Raw genomic sequence first — 20,899 nt, forward strand, 5'->3', positions numbered from 1 at the left:
CAATCAGCCTTTAGTCGGGGAAAAGCGCGCGACCAGATCATAGGCCGCGCCGGGGAAAATCTGTGAGGCCCAGGTCACGCCCTGACCGTCGCGCCAGGTGCGGCGCTCAAGCCGCAGACAGGGCGCGCCGTCGGCCAAACCCAGACCCGCCGCCGTCTCATGATCGGCGCCGACGGCAGAAATGCGATGCTCCGCCTCGGTCCAGGGCATGTGGGCCAACAGCCAGCCGCCCGGCGGCTGCGTCGTGAAGTCGGCGGTCTCCGCCTCCGGCGCCGCCGTCAGGGAGATCATGCGCCGCTCGAACACGAATGGCAGATCGTCCGCCAGGTGCAGGGTCTGCAGTTCGATCAGCCGCTCGCCCAGCCCCTCTTCGTCCTCACCGGCCGGGCGCACGATCCGGCCCAGCAGACGGTGGGAATAGGCCAGCCCGCGCCCCTCGACCTCGGACTGAATGTCGGGAATGGCGACCAGGGCCGAGGAATGCACGGGCGGATGGGCCACCACGGTTCCCGCACGACGGCGACGCACCACCAACCCGCGCGCCGCCAGATCGGACATGGCGCGCGACACCGTCATCCGCGCACAGCCGTATTCTGCGGTCAGTTCAGCCTCGGTCGGGATGCGGAAACCCGGCCGCCATTCGCCCGAGGCGATGCGGCGCTCGATGTCGCCCGCGATGCGGCGATGAAGCGGCTCCTGATCCATCATGCGAAACTGCCCCTTGCGCGCATTAATGTCTAGACATAACACTGAGCCTAACATTCGACGGCCGAAGCCGCATGGAGGATTCGATGTCCACGCCTGACACTCGCCAGAATACCAGAGTGATCCGTAGCCCGCGCGGGCCAGAAAAAACCGCCAAGACCTGGGCGGCCGAAGCCGCCATGCGGATGCTGATGAACAACCTCGACCCCGAGGTGGCCGAGCGCCCCGAGGATCTGGTCGTCTATGGCGGCATCGGCAAGGCGGCCCGCAACTGGCAGGCTTTCGACGTCATCGTCGACCAACTCAAGAAGCTCGAAGCCGACGAGACCCTGATGGTCCAGTCGGGCAAGCCGGTCGGCGTCTTCCGCACCCATGCCGACGCCCCGCGCGTGCTGATCGCCAACTCCAACCTGGTGCCCAAGTGGGCGACCTGGGACCACTTCAACGAGCTCGATAAGAAGGGCCTGGCCATGTACGGCCAGATGACCGCCGGTTCGTGGATCTATATCGGCACCCAGGGCATCGTTCAGGGCACCTATGAGACCTTCATGGAGGCGGGTCGCCAACACTATGGCGGCGACTGGTCGGGCAAGTGGATCCTGACGGCCGGCCTGGGCGGCATGGGCGGCGCCCAGCCTCTGGCCGCGACCATGGCCGGCGCGTCCTGCATCACCATCGAGTGCCAACGCAGCCGCATCGAGTTCCGCCTGCGCACCCGCTACGTCGACGTCATGGCCGAGACCCTGGACGAGGCGCTGGCCCTGTTGGAGCAGTCATTCAAAGACAAGAAAGCCTTGTCGATCGGCCTGTTGGGCAATGCGGCTGATCTTCTGCCTGAAATGGTCAAGCGCGGCGTCCGCCCCGATCTGGTGACGGATCAGACCAGCGCCCACGACCCGGTCAACGGCTACCTGCCGTCGGGTTGGACCGTCGCCGAGTGGGAAGAAAAGCGCGTCAGCGACCCGGCCGCCGTCGAGACCGCCGCCCGCGCTTCGATGGCGACCCACGTCAAGGCCATGCTGGACTTCCAGAAGATGGGCGTCCCAACCACCGACTACGGCAACAACATCCGTCAGGTCGCCTTCGATGAGGGCGTCGAGAACGCCTTCGACTTCCCCGGCTTCGTCCCCGCCTATATCCGCCCGCTGTTCTGCCGCGGCATCGGGCCGTTCCGCTGGGCCGCCCTGTCGGGTGACCCCGAGGACATCCGCAAGACGGATGAGGCGATGAAGACGCTGTTCCCCGACAACGCAGGCCTGCACCGCTGGCTGGACATGGCGGGCGAGCGCATCGCCTTCCAGGGCCTGCCGGCGCGCATCTGCTGGATCGGTCTGGGCGACCGTCACCGTGCGGGCCTGATGTTCAACGAGATGGTCGCTTCGGGCGAACTGAGCGCCCCCATCGTCATCGGCCGCGACCATCTGGATAGCGGCTCCGTCGCCAGCCCGAACCGCGAGACCGAGGCCATGATGGACGGCTCGGACGCCGTGTCAGACTGGCCGCTGCTGAACGCCCTGCTGAACACCGCGTCGGGCGCTTCGTGGGTGTCGCTGCACCACGGCGGCGGGGTCGGCATGGGTTACAGCCAGCACTCGGGCGTCGTCATCGTCGCCGACGGCACCGAGGAAGCCGCCAGGCGCCTGGAGCGCGTGCTGTGGAACGACCCGGCCACCGGCGTCATGCGCCACGCCGACGCCGGATACGACATCGCCAAGGACGCCGCGCGCGAACATGGCCTGAACCTGCCCTCGCTGGACCTGTAAGCTTATGACCACCTCCATTGAAATCGGCGCCGCGCCGCTCACCCTCGCCCAGCTTCGCGCCGTCCTGAACGGTCCGATCACGGTCAGCCTGACCGACGCCGCCTGGGCCAATGTCGAAAAGGGCGCGGCGACCGTCGCCGCCATCCTGGACGAAGGCCGCACGGTCTATGGCATCAACACCGGCTTCGGCCTGCTGGCTAACACCAGCATCGCGGCGGAAGACCTTGAAACCCTTCAGAAGAACCTGGTGCTCAGCCACGCCTGCGGCGTCGGCGAGCCGCTGGATGAGAACGTCACCCGCCTGCTGATGGTGCTGAAGATCGCCAGCCTGTCGAAGGGCGCCTCGGGCGTGCGTCGTCACACGCTGGAAACGCTGATCGGCATGGTCAATGCGGGCGTCCTGCCGCTGATCCCGTCCAAGGGTTCGGTCGGCGCCTCAGGCGATCTGGCGCCGCTGGCCCATATGTCATGCGTCCTGATCGGCGTCAGCGAGGCCCGCTATCAGGGCCAGACGCTGGACGCTGTTTCGGCGCTGGCCAAGGCCGGACTGAAGCCGGTCGTGCTCGGCCCCAAGGAAGGCCTGGCCCTGCTGAACGGCACCCAGTGCTCGACGGCGCTGGCCCTGACCGGCCTGTTCGCGACCGAGGATGTCTTCGCCGCCGCCATCGCTGCAGGCGGTCTGTCGGTCGACGCCCTGCTGGGCTCGGACGCCCCGTTCGACCACCGCATCCACGCCTTGCGCGGCCAGCCGGGGCAGATCGACGTCGCCCACCGCCTGCGCGAACTACTGAACGGCAGCGCCATCCGCGACAGCCACCGCCACGACTGCGCCAAGGTACAGGATCCCTACTCCCTGCGCTGCCAGCCGCAGGTCATGGGCGCGACGCTGGACGTGCTGCGCAACGCCGCCGCCATGCTGGAGCGTGAAGCCAACGCCGTGACCGACAATCCGCTGGTCTTCATCGAAGACGGCGACGTCATCTCGGGCGGCAACTTTCACGCCGAACCCGTTGCTTATGCAGCCGATCAGATCGCCATGGTCCTGTGCGAGATCGGCAACATCAGCGAGCGCCGCACCTCCATCCTGGTCGACCCGAAGATGACCGACCTGCCCGCCTTCCTGGTCAAGGACAGCGGCGTGAACTCAGGCTTTATGATCGCCCAGGTGACGGCGGCGGCCCTGGTGGCCGAGAACCGCATGGTGGCCCACCCCTGCGTTATCGACACCGTGCCGACCAGCGCCAACCAGGAAGACCATGTCTCAATGGCCACCCACGGCGCCCGCCGCCTGCTGGACATGGCCGCTAATACGGCGACGGTGGTCGGCATCGAACTTCTGGCCGCCGCGCAGGGCATCGAGTTCCGTCGCCCCCTGACCTCCTCGCCGGAACTGGAGCAGACCTACGCCATCGTGCGCGAGGCCTGCGGCCCCTACACCGAAGACCGCTATTTCGCGCCGGACATCGCCCGTGCGACGGAAGGCGTCCGCGCGGGCCGTTATCGCGCCTTCGCAGGCGATCTCCTGCCCTCAGCTTGAACCGGACGGCGGTTGAGCGCTTTCATAGGCAACGTGAACGCGGACCGCCCCCGAGCATGAACAGGAATGCCGTCATTCTGGCCTCCGCCGCCCTGGTTCTAATGGGACTGGGGGCGGCCGGCTGGGCTGCGTGGAACTCGACTTCCGTAGCGCATGGCGGACGAGGATCAGGCCCGGCTGTCGCTATCGAAGTCGTTCCGCCCGTTGAACCTGACCTTCCGGTCGGCTCCATCATGGCTGTTGGAGAATTGCGAGATGGATACGACCATGATCCCGACCGGCTCGCCGGCGTCACGGGGGATGACGAACCTTATGTCGAAAGCGCCTGGCTGGAGTTGACGCCCGACCCGCCGCCGCCGCCCGAACAGGAAACGCCGCCGCCCCTTATCCGCCTCTCGCCGCCGCAGCCTGCGCCACAGCTGGAAGGGGATGACTACGGCTTCGGCTTTGACGCCCCCAGCCCGACTACGCCGCCGAACGCGAGGCGCGCCAGTCCGCGCTCAGGGAACCGTTAGAAACGCGGCGCGCATCGGACAGCGTCTTCTATTGAAAAAGGCCCCGGTTTCGCCGGGGCCTTTCCGCGTCAGCGCATTGTCGTGACGGAGACGGTGTAGTCGCCTTCCTGCGCCGAGCTGAGGCTGTTGGCGCGGAAGGAATAGGAGCCGGGACGCAGGTTCTGGGTGACCATGGCGCTGGTGCCGCCGCCGCTGTCGTCGTCGGAGGCCAGGCTTTCGCCGTCGCACTGCGGCCCTTCGTGCAGCGAGAGGTAGGCGTCGAACTGCGCCGAATCCATGCGAACCGAGACATTCCCTCCGCGACTGACGCTTAGTGCGTAGCAGTCGTAGAAGGAGCCGTCATCCGCCTGGCGGTCACTGAACTCGAGGCGGCCCTGGCGGCTTTCGCCGACCGAAATCGGCACGACCTGAGTGGTCGGGCGCAGGCGCTGACCTTCAGAGACGCTGAGACGGAAGGAACCGGTCTCGCCCTCGCTGAGCGTATTGGCGCGGATGATCCAGTTTCCGCCATTGGAAACAAAGCGCAACTGCGAGTCGGTGCCCATGTCCGGACCGTCGTCGTTCGTCACCGACGTTTCATCGCAATCTGCACCGGCGCCCGCCATCAGATAGGTATCGAAGTCCTCGGACTGCATCGTCACCGTGTAGGCCTGACCTGCCTGCGTCTGGACGACGTAGCAACGGTAATGGGACCCATCGTCCATGCGCGCGTCCTTGCTGCTGAAATTGCCGGTCACGGTCTGGCCGGGGCGGATGGTGCTCTGGGCGGCGGCGGCGCCGGCCAGAAGCAGGGACGACGTCAGGATCGACGACATCAGCAGGGCGCGCATGGGAATCTCCTTGGGTGCGACGCAAAAACGTGCGGGCGGAAATGCCCGACTTATTTGACAGGAAGCAATGGAACTCGTTTCAACGCCGCTAAATTTGAAGCGTTTACGCAGAAACACACGGTGCGCAGTTGCCGGATAGTCAACTGGAAGCGCTCGATGACGGCCTCGGTCGAGACGGTGGCGGCCTGAATGACGCCCGAGGCCATGCCGACCACATCCGCGCCCAACCGGATCGCCTTGGCCGCGTCGACCCCGTCGCGCACGCCTCCAGATCCGATCAGCAAGGCGTCCGGCAGGGCGTTGCGCGTCTCAGCCAGAGCGCGCGCGGTCGGTATACCCCAATCGGCGAAGGCCAGGGCGTGCGCCTGGTCCGCCGCATCGGTCGCGCGCTCGCCTTCGATCAGGCCCCAGTTGGCGCCGCCAGCTCCGGCCACATCGACGCCCGCCGCGCCCATGGCGATCAGACGCTGGGCCGTGACGGCGGAAATCCCGGCGCCCGTCTCCTTGACGATGACAGGCGCGTCCAGACCGCGGATCAGGGCCTGAAGCGCCGCGCCCACGCCCCACCAGTCGCGGTCCCCTTCCGGCTGGCAGGCCTCCTGAAGCGGGTTCAGGTGAACGACCAGGGCGTCAGCGCCGATCATGTCCATCGCGCGACGCGCCTCATCACGGCCGAATCCGCGCGTCAGCTGGGCCGCGCCGATATTGGCCAGGATCGGCGTGTCCGGCGCCTTCAGCCTCAGTGAGAAGTCCAGACCGCCTGCGGCCCCGCCTTCCAGCGCCGCCCTCTGCGACCCGACCGCCAGGGCAATGCCCAGATGCTGGGCCGCCTCGGCCAGACGGGCGTTGATCGCCTCGGCCCGCGCAGGGCCGCCGGTCATGGCGCTGATCAGGAAAGGCGCCTTCAGCCGCCGCCCCAGGAAGTCGACGCCCAGGTCGATTCGAGCATGATCCAGGTCCGGCAGGGCCTCGTGCACGAAACGCCAATCGTCGAACCCGGCCGACAGCGCATGACGACCGCCGCCGGCCAGCACCACGTCAAGGTGTTGGTCCTTCCGGCCCAGGATCAGGGCCGAAGCAGCGTCGTCGCCGGTTTCGCTCAGGGCTGCCGCTCCGTGATCAGGACATAGTCGCCGGTCGAGTTGGCGCCGAAGCTACGGGCCCGCAGGACATAGGTCCCGTCGCGCGGCGCGGTCCAGTTCAGGCGGGCGTGGGTGTCGGACAGGCTGTCGTCGTCCTCCTCCAGCTTGAAGTAGTCGCCGTCCTTCTCTTCGCCGACCTCAATCACCGCGTCGAAGCTGCTGGCGATCAGGGTGAAGCGCAGCTTCTCATCCGCCTTGGCCTTGAAATGATAGGCGTCGTAGTAGATCCCGTCGTCAGTGATGCTGGCCCGCTCGGTCAGCCGGCCTCGCACGGTGGAGCCGATCAGCAGGCTGCCCGGCGAAGGCTCGCCGCCCAGATCCTGAAGCTCCAGCGCATAGAGCCCCTTGGCGTCGCGCGACCACGAACGTGCGCGCAGAACATAGTCGCCGGTCTCTGGCAGGGTGAAGATCAGGCGCGCGTCCGTTCCCTGGCCCAGACCGTCGTCATCGCTGGCGATCTCGCTGAAGTCCTCTTCGCCCTGCCCGAGCTGCAGATAGGCGTCGAAATCGCCGGACCGCATGACGGCCTGGACGCGCTGCCCCTCGGTCCCGCTGAAGATGAAGGCGTCATACAGGCGGCCGTCGTCGTCGGTGGCGTCGCTGCTGGTCAGTTCGCCCTCGACCGTCTGGCCGAAAGCAATGGCCGACGGCGGCGGCGGCGGCGCGATTTCTTCTATGTTCAGCGTATAGGGACCCTCGCCGCTGGAGAAGGCGCGCGCCTCGATCAGATAATCGCCATCCTCGGTCAGGGTATGCGTCAGGCGGGAGTTCAGGTCGCCCGCACTGTCGTCATCGGTCGCCAGACTGTTGTGGTTGGCGTCGAACAGTTCGAGGTAAGTATCGAAACCATCGGCCTTCATGGTGATGGCCACCCGCTGGCCGGCGCGCCCGCTGAAGCGATAGAGGTCCGCCGGCGCCCCGGAATCGCTGCTTGCGCTGTCTGGCGTCAGGCGTCCGCGCGTCTCCTCGCCAACCGTCACCGACGTGGCGGTCGGCGCAGGCGGTCCCTGCTCCAGCGCCAGCCGATAATCGCCCTGGGCCGAGCTGTTATAGGACGTGGCGCGGATCAGATATTCCCCGGCCTGCGGCGCGGTGAACACCAGACGGGCGTTGAGGCTGGAGCCGCCGTCGTCGTTCTCGGCCATCTGGACAAAGGCGCCGTTGACGACGCGTCCGACGCGCAGGAAGGCGTCGAAATCGTCGGATTCCAGGTCGATCTTGACCCGTTCGCCCGCCGACGCGCGGAAGGCGTAGGCGTCATAACGGGCGCCGTCGTCATCCTCGGCGCTGTTCGATCCCAGGCTGCCCGTCGCGTCTCGGCCGACAGCGATCCGTCCGGGACGCGGCAGACGCGGCGCGGCCCGTTCCTTCAACGACAACTGATAGTCGCCGGTCTCGATGCCCGAGAAGGTGCGAGCACGGACGATATACGCCCCTGCCTCCGGTGCGGTGAAGCGCAGACGCGCGTTCAGCGCCCCTGCGCTGTCGTCGTCGCTGGCCAGGGAGTCCCGCAAGGAGCCCTCGGCGTAAATTTCCAGATAGGCGTCGAAATCGTCCGCCGTCATCTCGGCCTCGAGCCGCTGTCCGGCGCGCAGGTTCACGCGATAGTCGTCGTAGCGATAGCCGTCGCTTCCACGGGTGCGGGCGTCTCCCTCTTCCAGCCGCCCCCGGATGTCGTCGCCCAGCCGGGCGTCAGACACCGTCTGGGCCCAGGCTGCGCCGGTGGACAGGATGGCGACGGCGCTGGCCGCCGCGAACAGGGAATAACGCATAAAAACCTCTTTGCTGGCGTCATCATAGACGCCGAACCGCAGCGCCTGTAAATCGCGGCCACGCTTTCCAGTTCCCGGCAGATGGAGCCAAATATGGCTGTCGAACCCGCCCGCGCCTCGCTGATCGACGGCAAGGCCTTCTCACAGACCCTGGTGGAGCGCGTCGCCGCCGCCGCCGCCCGGCTGGAATCCGCTCATGGCGTCAAGCCCGGCCTGGCTGTCGTCATCGTCGGCGAGGACCCCGCCAGCCAGCTCTATGTCCGCAACAAGGGCGAGACGACGCTGAAGGCCGGGATGCGGTCCGACACCCACCGCCTACCCGCCGAAACGACCCAGGACGAATTGCTGGCCCTGATCGCCCAGTTGAACGCCGACGCGGGCATCCACGGCGTGCTGGTGCAGTTGCCCCTGCCCAAGCACATCGATTCGGCTGCTGTTCTGGACGCCATTTCGCCGGACAAGGACGTGGACGGCTTCCACGTCGTCAACGCCGGACGCCTGGCCGTCGGCCTGCCGGGCATGATCCCCTGCACTCCCCTGGGCAGCCTGATGCTGCTGAAGGATCAACTCGGCGACCTGTCAGGCCTGAACGCCGTCATCGTCGGCCGCTCCAACATCGTCGGCAAGCCGATGGCGCAACTGCTGCTGGGCGAAAGCTGCACAGTCACCATCGCCCACTCGCGCACCCGCGACCTGCCGGCCCTGTGCCGCACCGCCGATATTCTGGTCGCCGCCGTCGGCCGCCCGGAAATGATCAAGGGCGACTGGATCAAGCCCGGCGCCGCCGTCATCGACGTGGGCATCAACCGCGTCCCTTCGCGCGATCCGGTCAAAGCCGCCGAAGGCAAGACCCGCGTGGTCGGCGACGTGGACTTCAACCAGGCGGTTGAGGTCGCCGGCCGCATCACCCCCGTTCCCGGCGGCGTCGGCCCCATGACCATCGCCTGCCTGCTGGCCAACACCTACACCGCCGCCTGCCGCGCGGCGGGCGTGGAGCCGGAAGACCTGAACGGCTGAAGATCGCTCCCTCTTCCGCTCACCCCGGCGGACGCCGGGGTCCAGTAAGAGCCTCGCACGCCTGGCGACGCCCAACGACTTGACGGTGCGATTGACGGCCAAAGAACTGGATCCCGGCGTCCGCCGGGATGAGCGGATCAAGTTGCAAAAATCCAGCCTTGAAGCGGAGCCTTTCGGCCTCGATAGTCTTTAGCGATCAGCGGTCCCGACGACCGCCCGCAGGAGCTTCTTCATGGCTGGTTTCTCGCCTCGCATCGCGGCCGTCGCCGCTGTCGTCGTCCTGGCCCCCGCCGTGGGCGCCTGCGGCTACAACACCATTCCGACCAAGCAGGAACGCGCCGAGGCCGCCTGGGCCGACGTTCAGAGCCAGTATCAACGCCGCGCCGACCTGGTGCCGAACCTGGTCGCCACCGTTCAGGGCGCGGCCATTCAGGAGCGCACCACCCTGACCCAGGTGATCGAGGCGCGCGCCAAGGCCACCAGCGTCAACATCGACGCCTCGAACCTCGATGACGCCGCCGCCTTCCAGCAATACCAGCAGGCGCAGGGCGAGCTTTCCAGCGCCCTGAAGCAACTGCTGATGACGGTCGAGGCCTATCCTCAGCTCCAGGCCAACCAGAACTTCCTGACCCTGCAGTCGCAGCTGGAAGGGACTGAGAACCGCATCGCCGTGGCGCGGCGCGACTACAACGAAGCCGTGCGCGACTACAACACCACCCTGCGCACCTTCCCGAGCGTGATCTGGGCCAAGACGCTGCACGGCGGCTCCAAGCCCATGCAGTTGTTCACCGCCACGGCTGAGGCCCAGTCGGCGCCGACCGTGAACTTCGACCTGGGCGTCCAACCCGGCGGCGGCGCGCCTGCGACGGCGCCCGGCGCCGCGCCCGGTTCGACGCCGCCTGCGGCTGCGCCCGCCCCGGCGGCGCAGTAAGCCTGAAATGAACCCTTCCGCCCTCGCCCTGAGGGAAGGCGCGGCGCGGGGCCTCCTCCCCGCGCTGATGCTGTGCCTCATCCTGTGGCTGGCCGCCCTGCCCGGCGCCGGCCTGGCCGCCGAAATCAGTTTTCCGGCGCTGACCGGCCGCGTGGTCGATGACGCCCAACTGCTGACGCCCGAACAGGAACAGGCCCTGACCGGCAAACTGGCGACGCTGGAGCAGCAGACCGGCGACCAGTTGGTCGTCGTCACCTTGCCCTCGCTTCAGGATCAGGAGATCGAGGACTTCGGCTATCAGCTGGGACGTCACTGGGGCATCGGTCAGAAGGAAAACGACGGCGGCGCCCTGCTGATCGTCGCGCCGAACGAGCGAAAGGTGCGGATCGAGGTCGGCTATGGGCTGGAGGGCGTGCTGACCGACGCCTATTCGTCCCTGATCATCCGCAACGACATCCTGCCGCCCTTCCGCCAGGGCGACTACGCGGCCGGGATCATCGCCGGGACGGACGCCATCATCACCCAACTGACCGCCGATCCGGCGGAGGCCCAGGCGCGGGCGGAAGAGGCCAAAAGCGCGGCGTCCCGGACGACCAAGCCGGTCCTGCCCGCCATCGTCATCCTGGCGGTCTTCGCCTTCATCTTCTTCGGCATGATCGGCGCCGCCGCAGGCGGTCGGAAACGACGCGGTCGCGGCGACGGCCTGTCGCCCATCCTGATCTGGGCCGCCAGCGAAGCCCTGCGCCACCGCGACGACGATGATCGCGGCGGCTGGGGCGGCGGCGGAGGCTGGGGCGGCGGCGGTTTCGGCGGCGGTGGTTTCGGCGGAGGCGGCGGCGGCTTCGGCGGCGGCGGCGCCTCGGGGGGATGGTGATGCAATTCACGAACGACGACCATGCCCGCGTGGCCCAGGCCATCGCTCAGGCCGAGGCGAACACCTCCGGCGAGATCTTCTGCGTCGTAGCGCGCCAGGTGTCCTCCTATCGCGACGTCAGCCTGGGCTGGGCGGCGGCTGCGGCCCTGTTGCTGCCGCTGGGGCTGATCCCGTTCGGCTTCAACGGCGACTGGCTGACCTTCGGCGGCGGCTGGGAGATCGCCCACGCGCCCGCCGCCTCGGCCGAGATCGGGCGCGCGCTGGCGGCTTATGGGCTGGTGCAGGCCGGGGTTTTCCTGGCCGTGTTCCTGCTGTCTCTGATCCCGGTCGTGCGACGGCTGCTGACGCCGGCCGCCTTGCGTCGCACGCGGGTCCGCCGCGCCGCCATGCAGCAGTTCCTAGCCCACGGTCTGCACGTCACCGAAGCGCGCACCGGCGTCCTCATCTTCGCCGCCCTAGCCGATCATCAGGTCGAGGTGGTGGCCGATGAGGGCATCCATTCCTGCGTCAGTCCAGAGGTCTGGGCCGACGCGGTCGCCGCTCTCACCGGGGCCCTGCGTCGCGACCGACCGGTCGAAGGCTTCGAGAAGGCCGTCGCCCTGTGCGGTCAGGTGCTGGCGGAACGCTTTCCGCCCAAGCCCGCTGATGAAAATGAGATCCCCGACAAGCTGGTTGTCATCTAGTCCGGTTATCAGGGCCTCGCGACCGCCGCATTGAGGCGCGACAGTCGCTGCGATCGCGGGCAAGGAATTCATGCCGAGACTTCTGACCTACAACGTTCATCGCTGCGTCGGCGTCGATCGCAGACTGGATGTGCAGCGGATCGCCGACGTCATCGCCGAGCATGAACCCGACGTGGTCTGCCTGCAGGAGCTGGACGTCGGCCGCGCGCGCACCGGCTGGGTCGACCAGGCCGACGCCATCGCCCAACGGCTGGCGATGAGCGTGCAATTCCACCCCGCCATGAAGGTCGAGGCCGAGCTTTACGGCGACGCCATACTGACCCACCGTCCCGAACGACTGGTGCGCGCAGCCTCGCTGCCGACCCTGCCCGGCATCAAGGGGTTGGAGCCGCGCGGCGCCCTGTGGTCAGCCGTCGATTTCGACGGGGTGATCGTCAACATCATGAACACCCACCTGGGCCTGGTCCCGCGCGAGCAGCGGCTTCAGGCCGCCGCATTGATCGGCGATGAATGGCTGGGCGATCCCATGTGTCAGGGACCGACCATCCTGACCGGCGACTTCAACGCCACCTCGATCACCCGCCCTTATCAGGCTCTGACCCGGCGGCTGGACGATGCTCAGCGACGCCTGGGCCTGAAGCCCTCGATCAAGACCTTCCCGTCCAGCTTCCCGGCGATCCGCATCGACCACTGCTTCGTCAGCCGCGAGATTCGCGTGATCAGCGCCAGCGCGGCGTCATCGCCCCTGGCGCGAGCAGCGTCTGATCACCTGCCGCTCATCATCGATTTCGAAATCGATCAGCCCGGCAATCAGCCCGGCGCCTGACCGCCCTCGGACCTGGGCCGGGTGCGGTGCGAACGGTTCAGGCGCTTCCACGGCCGCCAGGCGTCGGTGGAGGAAACCGGATCGCCGAACTGCCACTCGGCGAACATCCGCTCCACCCGCGTCGGCTCGGCGGCGCCCAGCGGCTTCATCCGGCCCTGTCCGAAGGTCTGGATCGCCTGACCGACCGACCCCATCAGCGTCTCGGCCTCGGCGAAGGCCTCGCCCGACACCCCGATGAAGTGACCCAGGGATCGACGACGAAAACGCCGGATCACGTCGCGCTGTTCTTCCGTCTCCGCCTCGACCGAGACGTCGCATTCCGTATCCAGCCCCATGGAGCGGTTGTTCAGATTGCTGGACCCGATCCGCAACAGTTTGTCGTCGATGATCGTCATCTTGGCGTGGACGATGATCCGCTCGCCCTCGTCCGTCACCGGATAGAAGGCGGTGAAGCGGTCGTGGCGGTCCGCCTGCTCCAGCCGATACAGGACCTCGGCCCGCGCCGTATCCATGGTCAGGCCGTCGAACCAGCTGGGGCTGCGCCCGGTCGACACCAACACCACCTCCGGCCCGTCCGGCTCGGCCAGCCGTTCAGCCAGGGCCGCCGCCAGCAGGGGCGAGGTGAAATACTGGTTCTCCATATAGATCAGCGAACGCGCCCGCCGGATCGCCTCCAGATGCAGGGCCTCGTTCTCACGCACCTCGGGACGACCGCGCACCTTGGGCTCGGTGCGCGATACGCCGATCTGCACCTGCGTCATCGAGGGCGACACGCCGTCTGGCCAGGAATCCCCGCATCTGGCCGTAACCGGGGAGAGGACCTCGCCCGTCCCTCTTCTCCACCGCTCGCGCGCCAGATCGCCAAGAGCCTGGGCGGCCGGCCCGTCCATCACGCACATGACCTCATGGCGGGGCGCGGGGATGACGCCGGTCGGCTCGCACCGGCGCGGATCGCCCGAGAAATGCTCGTCGGTGTCCCAGCGGTCGGTCGAGATATCGCCGCCGCCGCAAAAGGCGATCTGATTATCGATCACCACCACCTTCTGATGGTGGCAGGCGCCGAGGATGCCTGGGCCGTCCAGTCTGAACTCGACGATGCGACGCCGGAACCAGCGCTGCGCCTTGTGCGGATAGAAGCCCTGCGAAGCTGCGATCAGCAACGGCGAGCGCCAGATCAGCAGCCGAACGTCCAGCTCCGGCTTGTGGCGGACCAGGGCCTTCAGCTGATGGCCGATCTCGGCTCGACGATCGGTCAGCGGCCCTTCGGGATCCAGGCGCGTGCGCGGGTCGAACTGCCAGCCCAGAATCAGAATGGAGCGTTCGGCCTTGTGCAACGCCGACGCCAGGGCGTCGAAGTAGGCCTTGTTCTCCATCAGGGGGGCGAACCGATGCGCCGTCGCGGACCGCCACACTCCGGTGGCCGTCTCCAGCAGGCTGCCCTCATAGAACTGGTCTGCTCCCATACCCCCTGCAATGGCTGATTCGCGTGACGACCCAATGGGCGTCCTGATCTCATCAGACGCCAGCGCGGCCGGATCGTTCCATTTTCGCATCACTCAGATCAATGGCGACGCTTCATCTGTTCGCCGCATTGTCGCCCGAAGATGTTTCTGGCATAGTCCAATTATGCAAGCTCTGATTGAGATGCTGGCCGGTTTGATCGCCCTGCTCGCCGCAGCGGCGTTGTCGCAATTCGGCGTCGACATGAATGCTCCGCGCAAGTCGGATCGTGAAATCCAACGGGTGCAGGATTGCGGCGACGCCAAGCCTGCGGCCGTGGTCCACGTGACCGCTCCGCCGTCCTGCTGATCCACAGATCACGCTGATCCCTGTCGGCTAAGGGCGATCTAATCCGCGCTCGAGCCTTTTCGCCTTACGATCCAGCCGTTAGGGTCCGTGCCCTGCGCCCCTTCGCCGCCTTCCTGGCGATCAGTGATCGAGACCGACGCCCATGAAATCCCGCCATCGGCCGCCGCTCAACCTGACCGAATCCGAACCTGTCTCGGAGACGGAGCCCCTGCCCGCGTCGGACACGGCTGAAGCCGCCGAGGCGGCGCCGACAAAGCCCGATCCGACCCTTGAGCCCCTGCCCGAGGCGCCTCCGCGTCCCATGTCGGAGCGCCAGCGTCGGCGTCTGGCCGAGCAACAGGCCCTGGCCGAGCAACGCGCCGCCGAGGCCGAGAAGGCTGCGCGCGCCCTGTCGCCCCTGGCCGAATCCGCCGACGCGCCGCCCGCCACGATAGCGCCCGCCGCGCCTCCCGCCCGAACGTCCGCCAAGCGACGCAAGGGCAAGGCCTCGAACGGCGCGGCCAACGCCTATCTGATCGCCGGCCTGGCTTCAGCCCTGTGGGTCGGCGGTCTGGCGTCGTGGTTCGCCTATGAGCTGGGCTCGGGGATGATGGAGCTCGATCCCCTGCGCCTGGCGGTCTACGCCCTGATCCTGCTGGCGCCGGTCGGCTTGTCCATCCTGCTGGCCCACGCCGTTCGCCAGGGCGCGGGACTGGCGCAGGAGACCAAGCGTGCGCGGGAGATGGCCGACGCCTTGGTGGGACCGACCGCCCTGGCCGCCAATCAGGCGGGACAGGTGCTGAACACCCTGCGTGAGGATATCGACCGCGCCGCACAGTCGGCCGAGCGCGCCCGCGACGACCTGGCGTCGCTGCGCGAGGCCCTGGTCAAGGAGTCCAACCTCCTGAACGAGGCGGCGGACCTGGCGGGCGGTACGGCCCGTCGATTGGCCGAACAGCTGTCGCATGAACGCGAGCAGATGGGGGTTCTGGGCGGCAAGCTGGAAGGCCAGGCCTCGGCCGTGGTCGAGACGGTCGAACGTCAGTCGCGCATGGTGGCCGACGCTTCCGACCTGGCCCAGACCCAGTTGCGCGAGGCCGAGGCCGCCCTGGCCGCCCGCGCCGCCGATCTGGCCGCTGCGGCCAACGAGGCCCAGGAAGCCGCCCGTTCCGCCTCCGACGATCTGGCGCGCCAGACCCTCCGTCTGGAAACGGCCGGCTCCGGAGTCGCAGAACAGATTCAGTCGGTCGAGGAAGGCCTGGGCCAGCAGCGCGCCGCCCTGGTCACGGCCGCCTACGCCCTGCGCACGGACCAGGAGGACTTCTCCGCCCAGATCGAGAGCCAGCGCGCCCAGCTTCTGGACCACCTGTCCCAGACCCGCACCGCCGCCGACGATCTGAACCAGCGGGGCGACGACGCCGCCGCCGCCATCAAGGCGCAGGTCGAGGCCGTGATCGACCAGTTCAAGGCCCTGGTGGAGATGTCGCAGCGCGAGGCTGACGGCTTCGACCACGCCACCAAGCTGTCGCTGGACCGCTTCGAGAGTCTGGCCGCCGAATCCCGCGACCTGCTGGTCGAGGAGACGCGGCGTTCGCTGGAGGCGCTTCAGGCCACGGCCGAAGAGCAGCGCGCCGCAGCGCAGGCCGCGATCGAGCAGGCTCAGATCCGCGCCGACCGCCTGGGCGAATCCCTGTTCGACGCCGCCCAGAAGGCCGACGAGGCGGCCGAGGCCCGCATCGACGGCGCCCGCCGCATCGTCGCCCAGACCGCCGACATGGTCGATCTGACCGGACAGAAGCTGGTCGACAGCCTCCAGGCGACCCTGGCTCAGGTCACCGACGCCCTGACATCCGTCGAACAGGCGGTCGCCGAGATGGATCAGCGCGCCGCCCGCCTGCCCGACGAAGCGCGCGCCCGTGTCGAATCCGTACGCCTCAGCGTCGAGGAGGGCCTGAGCGCCCTGACCGCCGCCTCGCGCAAGGCGGCCCAGGACACCGAGGCCCTGGACGCCGGCTTCCAGGACCGCGTGCGTCGCAATTATGAGATGCTGACCGAGGCCGTGCGTCTGATGGGCGCCGTGTCCGGCGAAGGCGGCGCCCGTCGTCGCCCGGCGACGCCCGCAGCGCGCGAGGCCGCCCCGCCCCCCGCCTCCAGCCTGCGCGGCCGCCTGCGCCCCGAGCATCCGGCCGAATCGGAAATCGAACCGATTCCTGCGGCCCCCGCCGTGCCGCCCGAAACGGCTCCAGTCGACCCCGCGCGCATCGGCGACGCCCTCAGCTGGCGCGATCTGGTCCAGCCGGAACAGACGCCCGCCGCCCCGCCCGAGCCCAGCCCGCCGCTGGAGCTGAACGCCGCCATCGGCACGCCCGAAGAGATCGACGCCCTGGCGGCGCGCGTGACCTCGGCCATCCGTCGCATGGGGGTCGATCCCAACGCCCTGCTGCCGCGCCCCCGCGTGGAGGAAGCCGCCCAGGCCTTCTCCAGCCACGATCCGGCGCGAGCCCGTCAGATCGTCCGCCGCGTCGCGCCGGCCGCCGTCCGCAGCGTCTCGCGCCGTATTCTTGGCGACGACGCCCTGCGCGCCGACGCCGAGGCCTACGTCCGCGCCTTCGCCCAGGGCCTGAAGATCCAGGCGGAACGCGGCAGCGCCGACGACGTCCAGATGCGGCTGGCCACCGACGAGGGCCGCGCCTTCATGCTTCTCGACGCCGCCGTAGGCGACCTGAGCTGACCGTTTCGCCTTTTCATCTCGCCATCGCGGCGCCGGTCAGGCTTGACCTGACGCCGCATTTCAAAGCACCGTTCCGGCTGCGGCGCGCCATCGTGGCGCTAGAGGGGGTCTATTTCCTTTGACGGGTCTGGATTCCAACGGTCGTCCTGATCGGCGCCCCGCTATTTCCATCTGCGCCTGGTCGCCGTCGTATCGGGCCTGGGATCCTGTCGAGGATCTGTCCGGGGAGCCTTGGAACCCGCCTGGCGCCCGCACCTTGGCCACCCCCGGCGACGCCTCGGCCGAGACCTTGGCGGACACTCTGACGAACCTGCTGTCGGGAGGCGAATGCTCGGCCCTGCTCCTGGTCGGCCGCACGGTCCACGCCGGGCCGGTGCGGGTTCAGATGCGTGCGGAAAACCGCCGCCTGGGCGAGCCGGGTCGCCTGGACAGCACCAGCCCCAGCATTGCCCGTGTGACGGCGCCGGTCGCCGACATGCTTCGCGACCTCACGGCGGCGGGCGTTTCGGCCATCGCCGCCTCCGACGCCGAGGATGATGCGGGAAGCTACATCCTCTATCGCGTCCTGGCGGATCTTCCGGACAATCTGGAATCGCCGTCCATCGGCCTGCTGCGGATTCCCGACGGGACCAGCGAAACCATCGTCCGCACCGCAGTGAAGACAGCGGCCTCAGCCATGGCGCGGCGCCTGGCGCCCCTGCCCCGCTCAGTCGTGGCCTGACGCGGCTTCCTGCGCGCGAACCCACAGCCCGACCAGGGCGCCGATCAGCGCCAATCCGGCCATGGCCAGATAGGCCTTCAGCCCAACGACGTCGTACAGCGGCCCGCTGGCCAAGGTCGCCAGACCGATCAGCACCCCGGCCGACAGCGCCGAACTCAGCGTCTGAGCGGCGGTATGGCTATCCGGCGGACACAGGCGTTCGACGATCTGCACCCCGGCCAGATAGGTGGCGGCGAAGGTCAGGGCGTGCAGCATCTGCAACGGGACGAGCATCCACAGCGGCGGGGCGAACGCCATCAGACCCCAGCGCAGGATCGCCGCGCCCGCGCCGATGAACAACATGGTCCACGGACCGATCCCGATGCGGCGACGCCACGGCTCGATCCACCACATGAAGCCGATCTCGACCACGACCGAGAAGCCCCACAACAGGCCCGTCACGCTCTCGGCCAGCCCCTGCGCGCGCCAGGCGATGGCCGAGAAGCCGTAATAGAAGGCGTGCGTCGCCTGCACCGCGCCGACGGAGAAGATGGCCGCCATGAACACCGGACGGCGCAACAACCGTCCCAGCCCCTGAAAGCGCTCCAACCGCGAAGCTGGACCGCCCTCGGCCACCGGCTCTACCGGAAGCACACGCCAGGCGGTGACCGCGATCAGCACCGCGGCGGTCACCGCCCAGAGGATGACGGCGTCGGATGAGACCTGCGTCAGCAGGGCTCCCATGGTCAGATTGGCGACGACGAAGGCCGCCGAACCGCAGCCGCGCGGCAGGGAGAAGGCGAACCCCTCGCGCCCCGCAACGCGCAGGGTCATCACATCGCTGAGCGGGATCAAGGCCGCCGCCGCCGTCGCCCCGACCAGCCAGAACAGGGCCCATGGAATGAAGCCCTCGACCAGTCCCGCCCCGCCATAGCCGACGGCCATGACCAGGCCCAGCAAGGCGATCGGGGTCCGGCGCAGGGCGAAACCATCAGCCCAGACCGCCAGCAGCGGACCGCTCAGGGCTCGCGCCAGCATGGGAATCGCCAGCAGGGCCCCGATCTGGGCGCCGCTCAGCCCCTGATCGCGGAACCACAGGCCGGCGAACGGCAGGGTCACGCCGCTGGCGCCGAACAGCAGGATATATTGCAGCGCCATGCGCGATGCGGCTTTCATCGGCGCGCGATAGCAGACTTCGCCGATTTTGTGGTCTAGACATTAGGCATGAGCCCTGACCGCAAACTGCTCGCCTTCGCCGGTTTCAACGGCGCCATGGCCGTAGCCCTGGGCGCCTTCGCGGCCCACGGCGCCGCTCCCGCCGTCAAGACCCTGCTGACCACAGGCGGCCATTATCAGATGGTGCACGCCGCCCTCGCCGCCGCGCTGGCCTTGTTCGGATCAAGCCGCCGCCTGCATCTGGCGGGCTGGCTGGCGAGCGCCGGCGGACTGGTCTTCTGTGTGGCCCTGGCCATGGTCGGCCTGTTGAGCCTGCCCGTCATGGGCGCCGTGGCCCCCGTCGGCGGCGCCATGATGATCGCCGGCTGGCTCCTGATCCTCTTCGCCGCCTTCCAGTCCAATCTCGCCAAGACCTGAGACCATCCTTTCAAAGAGGCATCCCACGTGATCAACACCGAGCGCCGCGACCTCTATCCGGAAATCGAAGCCTACGCCTCGGGCTGGATGTCCACCGACAGCGTCCATGAGATCTATTACGAGGAAAGCGGCAATCCGCACGGCGTGCCGGTCATCGTCCTGCACGGCGGCCCCGGCGGGGCGGTCAACCCGGGCATGCGCCGCTACTTCGACCCGGCCAGATACCGCATCGTCATGTTCGACCAGCGCGGCTGCGGCCTGTCGCGACCCAACGCGTCGCTGGAAGACAACACGACCTGGGACCTCGTCGCCGATATAGAGCGCCTGCGCGAGTTGCTGGGCATCGACAAATGGGTGGTCTTCGGCGGTTCCTGGGGTTCGACCCTGTCGATGACCTACGCCATCAAGCACCCTGATCGCTGTCTGGCCCTGGTCCTGCGCGGCATCTTCCTGCTGACGAAGAAGGAGTTGCACTGGTTCTATCAGGACGGCGCCTCGATGATCTTCCCCGACGCCTGGGAACGCTTCCTGGCTCCGATCCCCGAAGCCGAGCGCGGCGACCTGATGGCCGCCTATTACAAGCGCCTGACCGGCGACGAGGTGGAGGAACGCAACCGCTGCGCCGTGGCCTGGGCGACCTGGGAAGGCGAGACCGTCAGCATCCAGGGGCCGTCAGGCAAGCCGGACAAGTTCGCCGATCCCGAGTTCGCCGTCGCCTTCGCCCGGATCGAGAACTGGTACTTCACCAACGGCGGCTTCTTCGACAGCGAGCACTGGATCCTCGAGAACATCGAGACCATCCGCGACATCCCCTGCTGGATCGCCCAAGGCCGCTTTGACGTGGTGACGCCGATCGCGGGCGCCTGGTCCCTGCACCGCGCCTGGCCCGAAGCCAAGCTTGAGATCATCGGCGACGCCGGCCACGCCTCTTCCGAGCCCGGCATCATCGACAGCCTGGTCCGCGCCACCGACTGGGCTGCGACGCTTTAAGCGTCATCGCATCGGCTATTTCGGATTGGTCTTCTGGACCATCTCGCTGAGTTGGAAGCCGATGCGGCGCGCCTCGCGTTCCTCCGGCTTCTTTACGGCGCTGAGCACCACATTGATCTGGCTGTAGTGCTGGATCAGTCGGACCGGCTTGCCATCGGCGTTCCGGCCGAAGAACATGATCAAGTCCGGTCCCCAAAAGCCGACGTCCATGATCTGCATCGTGCCGTCGCCCGGCAGGCCGACCACGCGCGCGCCGATCTCCTCATCCTTGTCGAGATTGGCTTCGAACTCCTCGATCAGCTTGGACAGGCGGACGAAGGCCCATTCCGCCGGGTTGTCGCGCATCCGCACGCCCTCGGCCTGCACCGCCGCCTCATTTCTGGGGTCGGCCATGACGGGCTGAGGACAGGGCGTGTCGCCGCAGTCCGAGAACATGGACGGATCGGCCTTGGGGATGTCGGCGACTTCGGCGGCGGGCGTCTGAACGGTCATGGCGACAGCC

20 protein-coding genes are annotated in these 20,899 nt (G+C 68.0%); 13 read left to right on the top strand and 7 right to left on the bottom strand.

The genetic code is table 11. The features are described 5' to 3' along the window. Window positions 1-3: 3 nt before the first annotated feature. The gene (gene hutC / locus AC52GN_RS08105) at window positions 4-705 is read right to left on the bottom strand and encodes a histidine utilization transcriptional repressor HutC (RefSeq protein WP_496528786.1); all 702 of its coding nucleotides are present in this window, start codon (window positions 703-705) and stop codon (window positions 4-6) included. An 86-nt stretch (window positions 706-791) separates the two neighbouring features. Here hutC and hutU point away from each other — a divergent pair, with 86 nt between their 5' ends. From hutU to AC52GN_RS08120, 3 genes are read left to right on the top strand one after another with little or no spacing between them, the layout of a single operon-like run. After that, window positions 792-2,468 (top strand): urocanate hydratase, encoded by a 1,677-nt coding sequence (gene hutU / locus AC52GN_RS08110; protein ID WP_496528728.1) that lies wholly within the window; start codon window positions 792-794, stop codon window positions 2,466-2,468. A 4-nt stretch (window positions 2,469-2,472) separates the two neighbouring features. Next, window positions 2,473-4,005 (top strand): histidine ammonia-lyase, encoded by a 1,533-nt coding sequence (gene hutH, locus AC52GN_RS08115; protein WP_496528729.1) that lies wholly within the window; start codon window positions 2,473-2,475, stop codon window positions 4,003-4,005. A gap of 56 nt (window positions 4,006-4,061) precedes the next feature. Further along, window positions 4,062-4,520, top strand: coding sequence for a hypothetical protein (locus AC52GN_RS08120; protein WP_496528730.1), 459 nt, complete (start codon window positions 4,062-4,064; stop codon window positions 4,518-4,520). A gap of 68 nt (window positions 4,521-4,588) precedes the next feature. On the opposite strand, the gene AC52GN_RS08125 is transcribed toward AC52GN_RS08120, so the two are convergent. From AC52GN_RS08125 to AC52GN_RS08135, 3 genes are read right to left on the bottom strand one after another with little or no spacing between them, the layout of a single operon-like run. Beyond that, on the bottom strand, window positions 4,589-5,350 hold the full coding sequence (locus AC52GN_RS08125; RefSeq protein ID WP_496528731.1) for a peptidase: 762 nt from the start codon (window positions 5,348-5,350) through the stop codon (window positions 4,589-4,591). 50 nt (window positions 5,351-5,400) lie between these two features. Next, window positions 5,401-6,453 carry a type 2 isopentenyl-diphosphate Delta-isomerase gene (gene fni, locus AC52GN_RS08130; protein WP_496528787.1) on the bottom strand — a complete coding sequence of 351 codons (1,053 nt, stop codon included), beginning with the start codon at window positions 6,451-6,453 and terminating at the stop codon, window positions 5,401-5,403. Beyond that, complete coding sequence (locus AC52GN_RS08135) at window positions 6,450-8,264, bottom strand: PPC domain-containing protein (protein ID WP_496528732.1); 1,815 nt, start codon at window positions 8,262-8,264, stop codon at window positions 6,450-6,452. Before AC52GN_RS08135 ends, fni begins: the two co-directional genes overlap by 4 nt. Window positions 8,265-8,357: 93 nt before the next feature. Between AC52GN_RS08135 and folD the strand changes: the two genes are divergently transcribed. The 5 genes from folD (at window position 8,358) to AC52GN_RS08160 (ending at window position 12,595) form a co-directional block, all read left to right on the top strand. Then, on the top strand, window positions 8,358-9,281 hold the full coding sequence (gene folD / locus AC52GN_RS08140; RefSeq protein WP_496528733.1) for a bifunctional methylenetetrahydrofolate dehydrogenase/methenyltetrahydrofolate cyclohydrolase FolD: 924 nt from the start codon (window positions 8,358-8,360) through the stop codon (window positions 9,279-9,281). Window positions 9,282-9,513: 232 nt separating this feature from the next. Continuing rightward, window positions 9,514-10,212 (top strand): LemA family protein, encoded by a 699-nt coding sequence (locus AC52GN_RS08145; protein WP_496528734.1) that lies wholly within the window; start codon window positions 9,514-9,516, stop codon window positions 10,210-10,212. A gap of 7 nt (window positions 10,213-10,219) precedes the next feature. Then, window positions 10,220-11,086, top strand: a complete 867-nt coding sequence (locus AC52GN_RS08150) for a TPM domain-containing protein (protein WP_496528735.1) — start codon at window positions 10,220-10,222, stop codon at window positions 11,084-11,086. Further along, window positions 11,080-11,769: a TPM domain-containing protein gene (locus tag AC52GN_RS08155; protein WP_291774814.1), complete on the top strand. Its 690-nt coding sequence runs from the start codon at window positions 11,080-11,082 to the stop codon at window positions 11,767-11,769. The genes AC52GN_RS08150 and AC52GN_RS08155 overlap by 7 nt, the downstream gene beginning before the upstream one ends. Window positions 11,770-11,839: 70 nt before the next feature. Then, entirely contained in the window at window positions 11,840-12,595 is a 756-nt protein-coding gene (locus AC52GN_RS08160; protein WP_496528736.1) for an endonuclease/exonuclease/phosphatase family protein, read from the top strand. Here AC52GN_RS08160 and AC52GN_RS08165 read toward each other — a convergent pair. Next, window positions 12,580-14,058, bottom strand: coding sequence for a phospholipase D-like domain-containing protein (locus tag AC52GN_RS08165; RefSeq protein ID WP_343829656.1), 1,479 nt, complete (start codon window positions 14,056-14,058; stop codon window positions 12,580-12,582). The genes AC52GN_RS08160 and AC52GN_RS08165 overlap by 16 nt on opposite strands. 34 nt (window positions 14,059-14,092) lie before the next feature. Between AC52GN_RS08165 and AC52GN_RS08170 the strand changes: the two genes are divergently transcribed. The 3 genes from AC52GN_RS08170 to AC52GN_RS08180 all read left to right on the top strand — a co-directional run bounded on the left by AC52GN_RS08170 (window position 14,093) and on the right by AC52GN_RS08180 (window position 17,835). Further along, window positions 14,093-14,404 (top strand): hypothetical protein, encoded by a 312-nt coding sequence (locus AC52GN_RS08170; protein WP_346521589.1) that lies wholly within the window; start codon window positions 14,093-14,095, stop codon window positions 14,402-14,404. Window positions 14,405-14,546: 142 nt separating this feature from the next. After that, on the top strand, window positions 14,547-17,114 hold the full coding sequence (locus AC52GN_RS08175; RefSeq protein WP_496528737.1) for a coiled-coil domain-containing protein: 2,568 nt from the start codon (window positions 14,547-14,549) through the stop codon (window positions 17,112-17,114). Window positions 17,115-17,370: 256 nt separating this feature from the next. Continuing rightward, a complete protein-coding gene (locus AC52GN_RS08180) occupies window positions 17,371-17,835 on the top strand; it encodes a hypothetical protein (RefSeq protein ID WP_496528738.1) in 465 nt (154 codons plus the stop codon). Here the strand turns inward: AC52GN_RS08180 and AC52GN_RS08185 are convergent. Then, entirely contained in the window at window positions 17,821-18,990 is a 1,170-nt protein-coding gene (locus AC52GN_RS08185; protein ID WP_496528739.1) for an MFS transporter, read from the bottom strand. The genes AC52GN_RS08180 and AC52GN_RS08185 overlap by 15 nt on opposite strands. 48 nt (window positions 18,991-19,038) lie before the next feature. Between AC52GN_RS08185 and AC52GN_RS08190 the strand changes: the two genes are divergently transcribed. Together AC52GN_RS08190 and pip are read left to right on the top strand one after the other, a co-directional pair. Then, a complete protein-coding gene (locus AC52GN_RS08190; RefSeq protein ID WP_496528740.1) occupies window positions 19,039-19,407 on the top strand; it encodes a DUF423 domain-containing protein in 369 nt (122 codons plus the stop codon). A 27-nt stretch (window positions 19,408-19,434) separates the two neighbouring features. Continuing rightward, complete coding sequence (pip, locus tag AC52GN_RS08195; protein WP_496528741.1) at window positions 19,435-20,397, top strand: prolyl aminopeptidase; 963 nt, start codon at window positions 19,435-19,437, stop codon at window positions 20,395-20,397. A 15-nt stretch (window positions 20,398-20,412) separates the two neighbouring features. Here the strand turns inward: pip and AC52GN_RS08200 are convergent, their stop codons facing one another. Then, window positions 20,413-20,889: a DUF6173 family protein gene (locus tag AC52GN_RS08200; RefSeq protein ID WP_291774785.1), complete on the bottom strand. Its 477-nt coding sequence runs from the start codon at window positions 20,887-20,889 to the stop codon at window positions 20,413-20,415. Window positions 20,890-20,899 lie beyond the last annotated feature (10 nt).

It is taken from the genome of Brevundimonas sp. SS2672, from assembly GCF_059579685.1.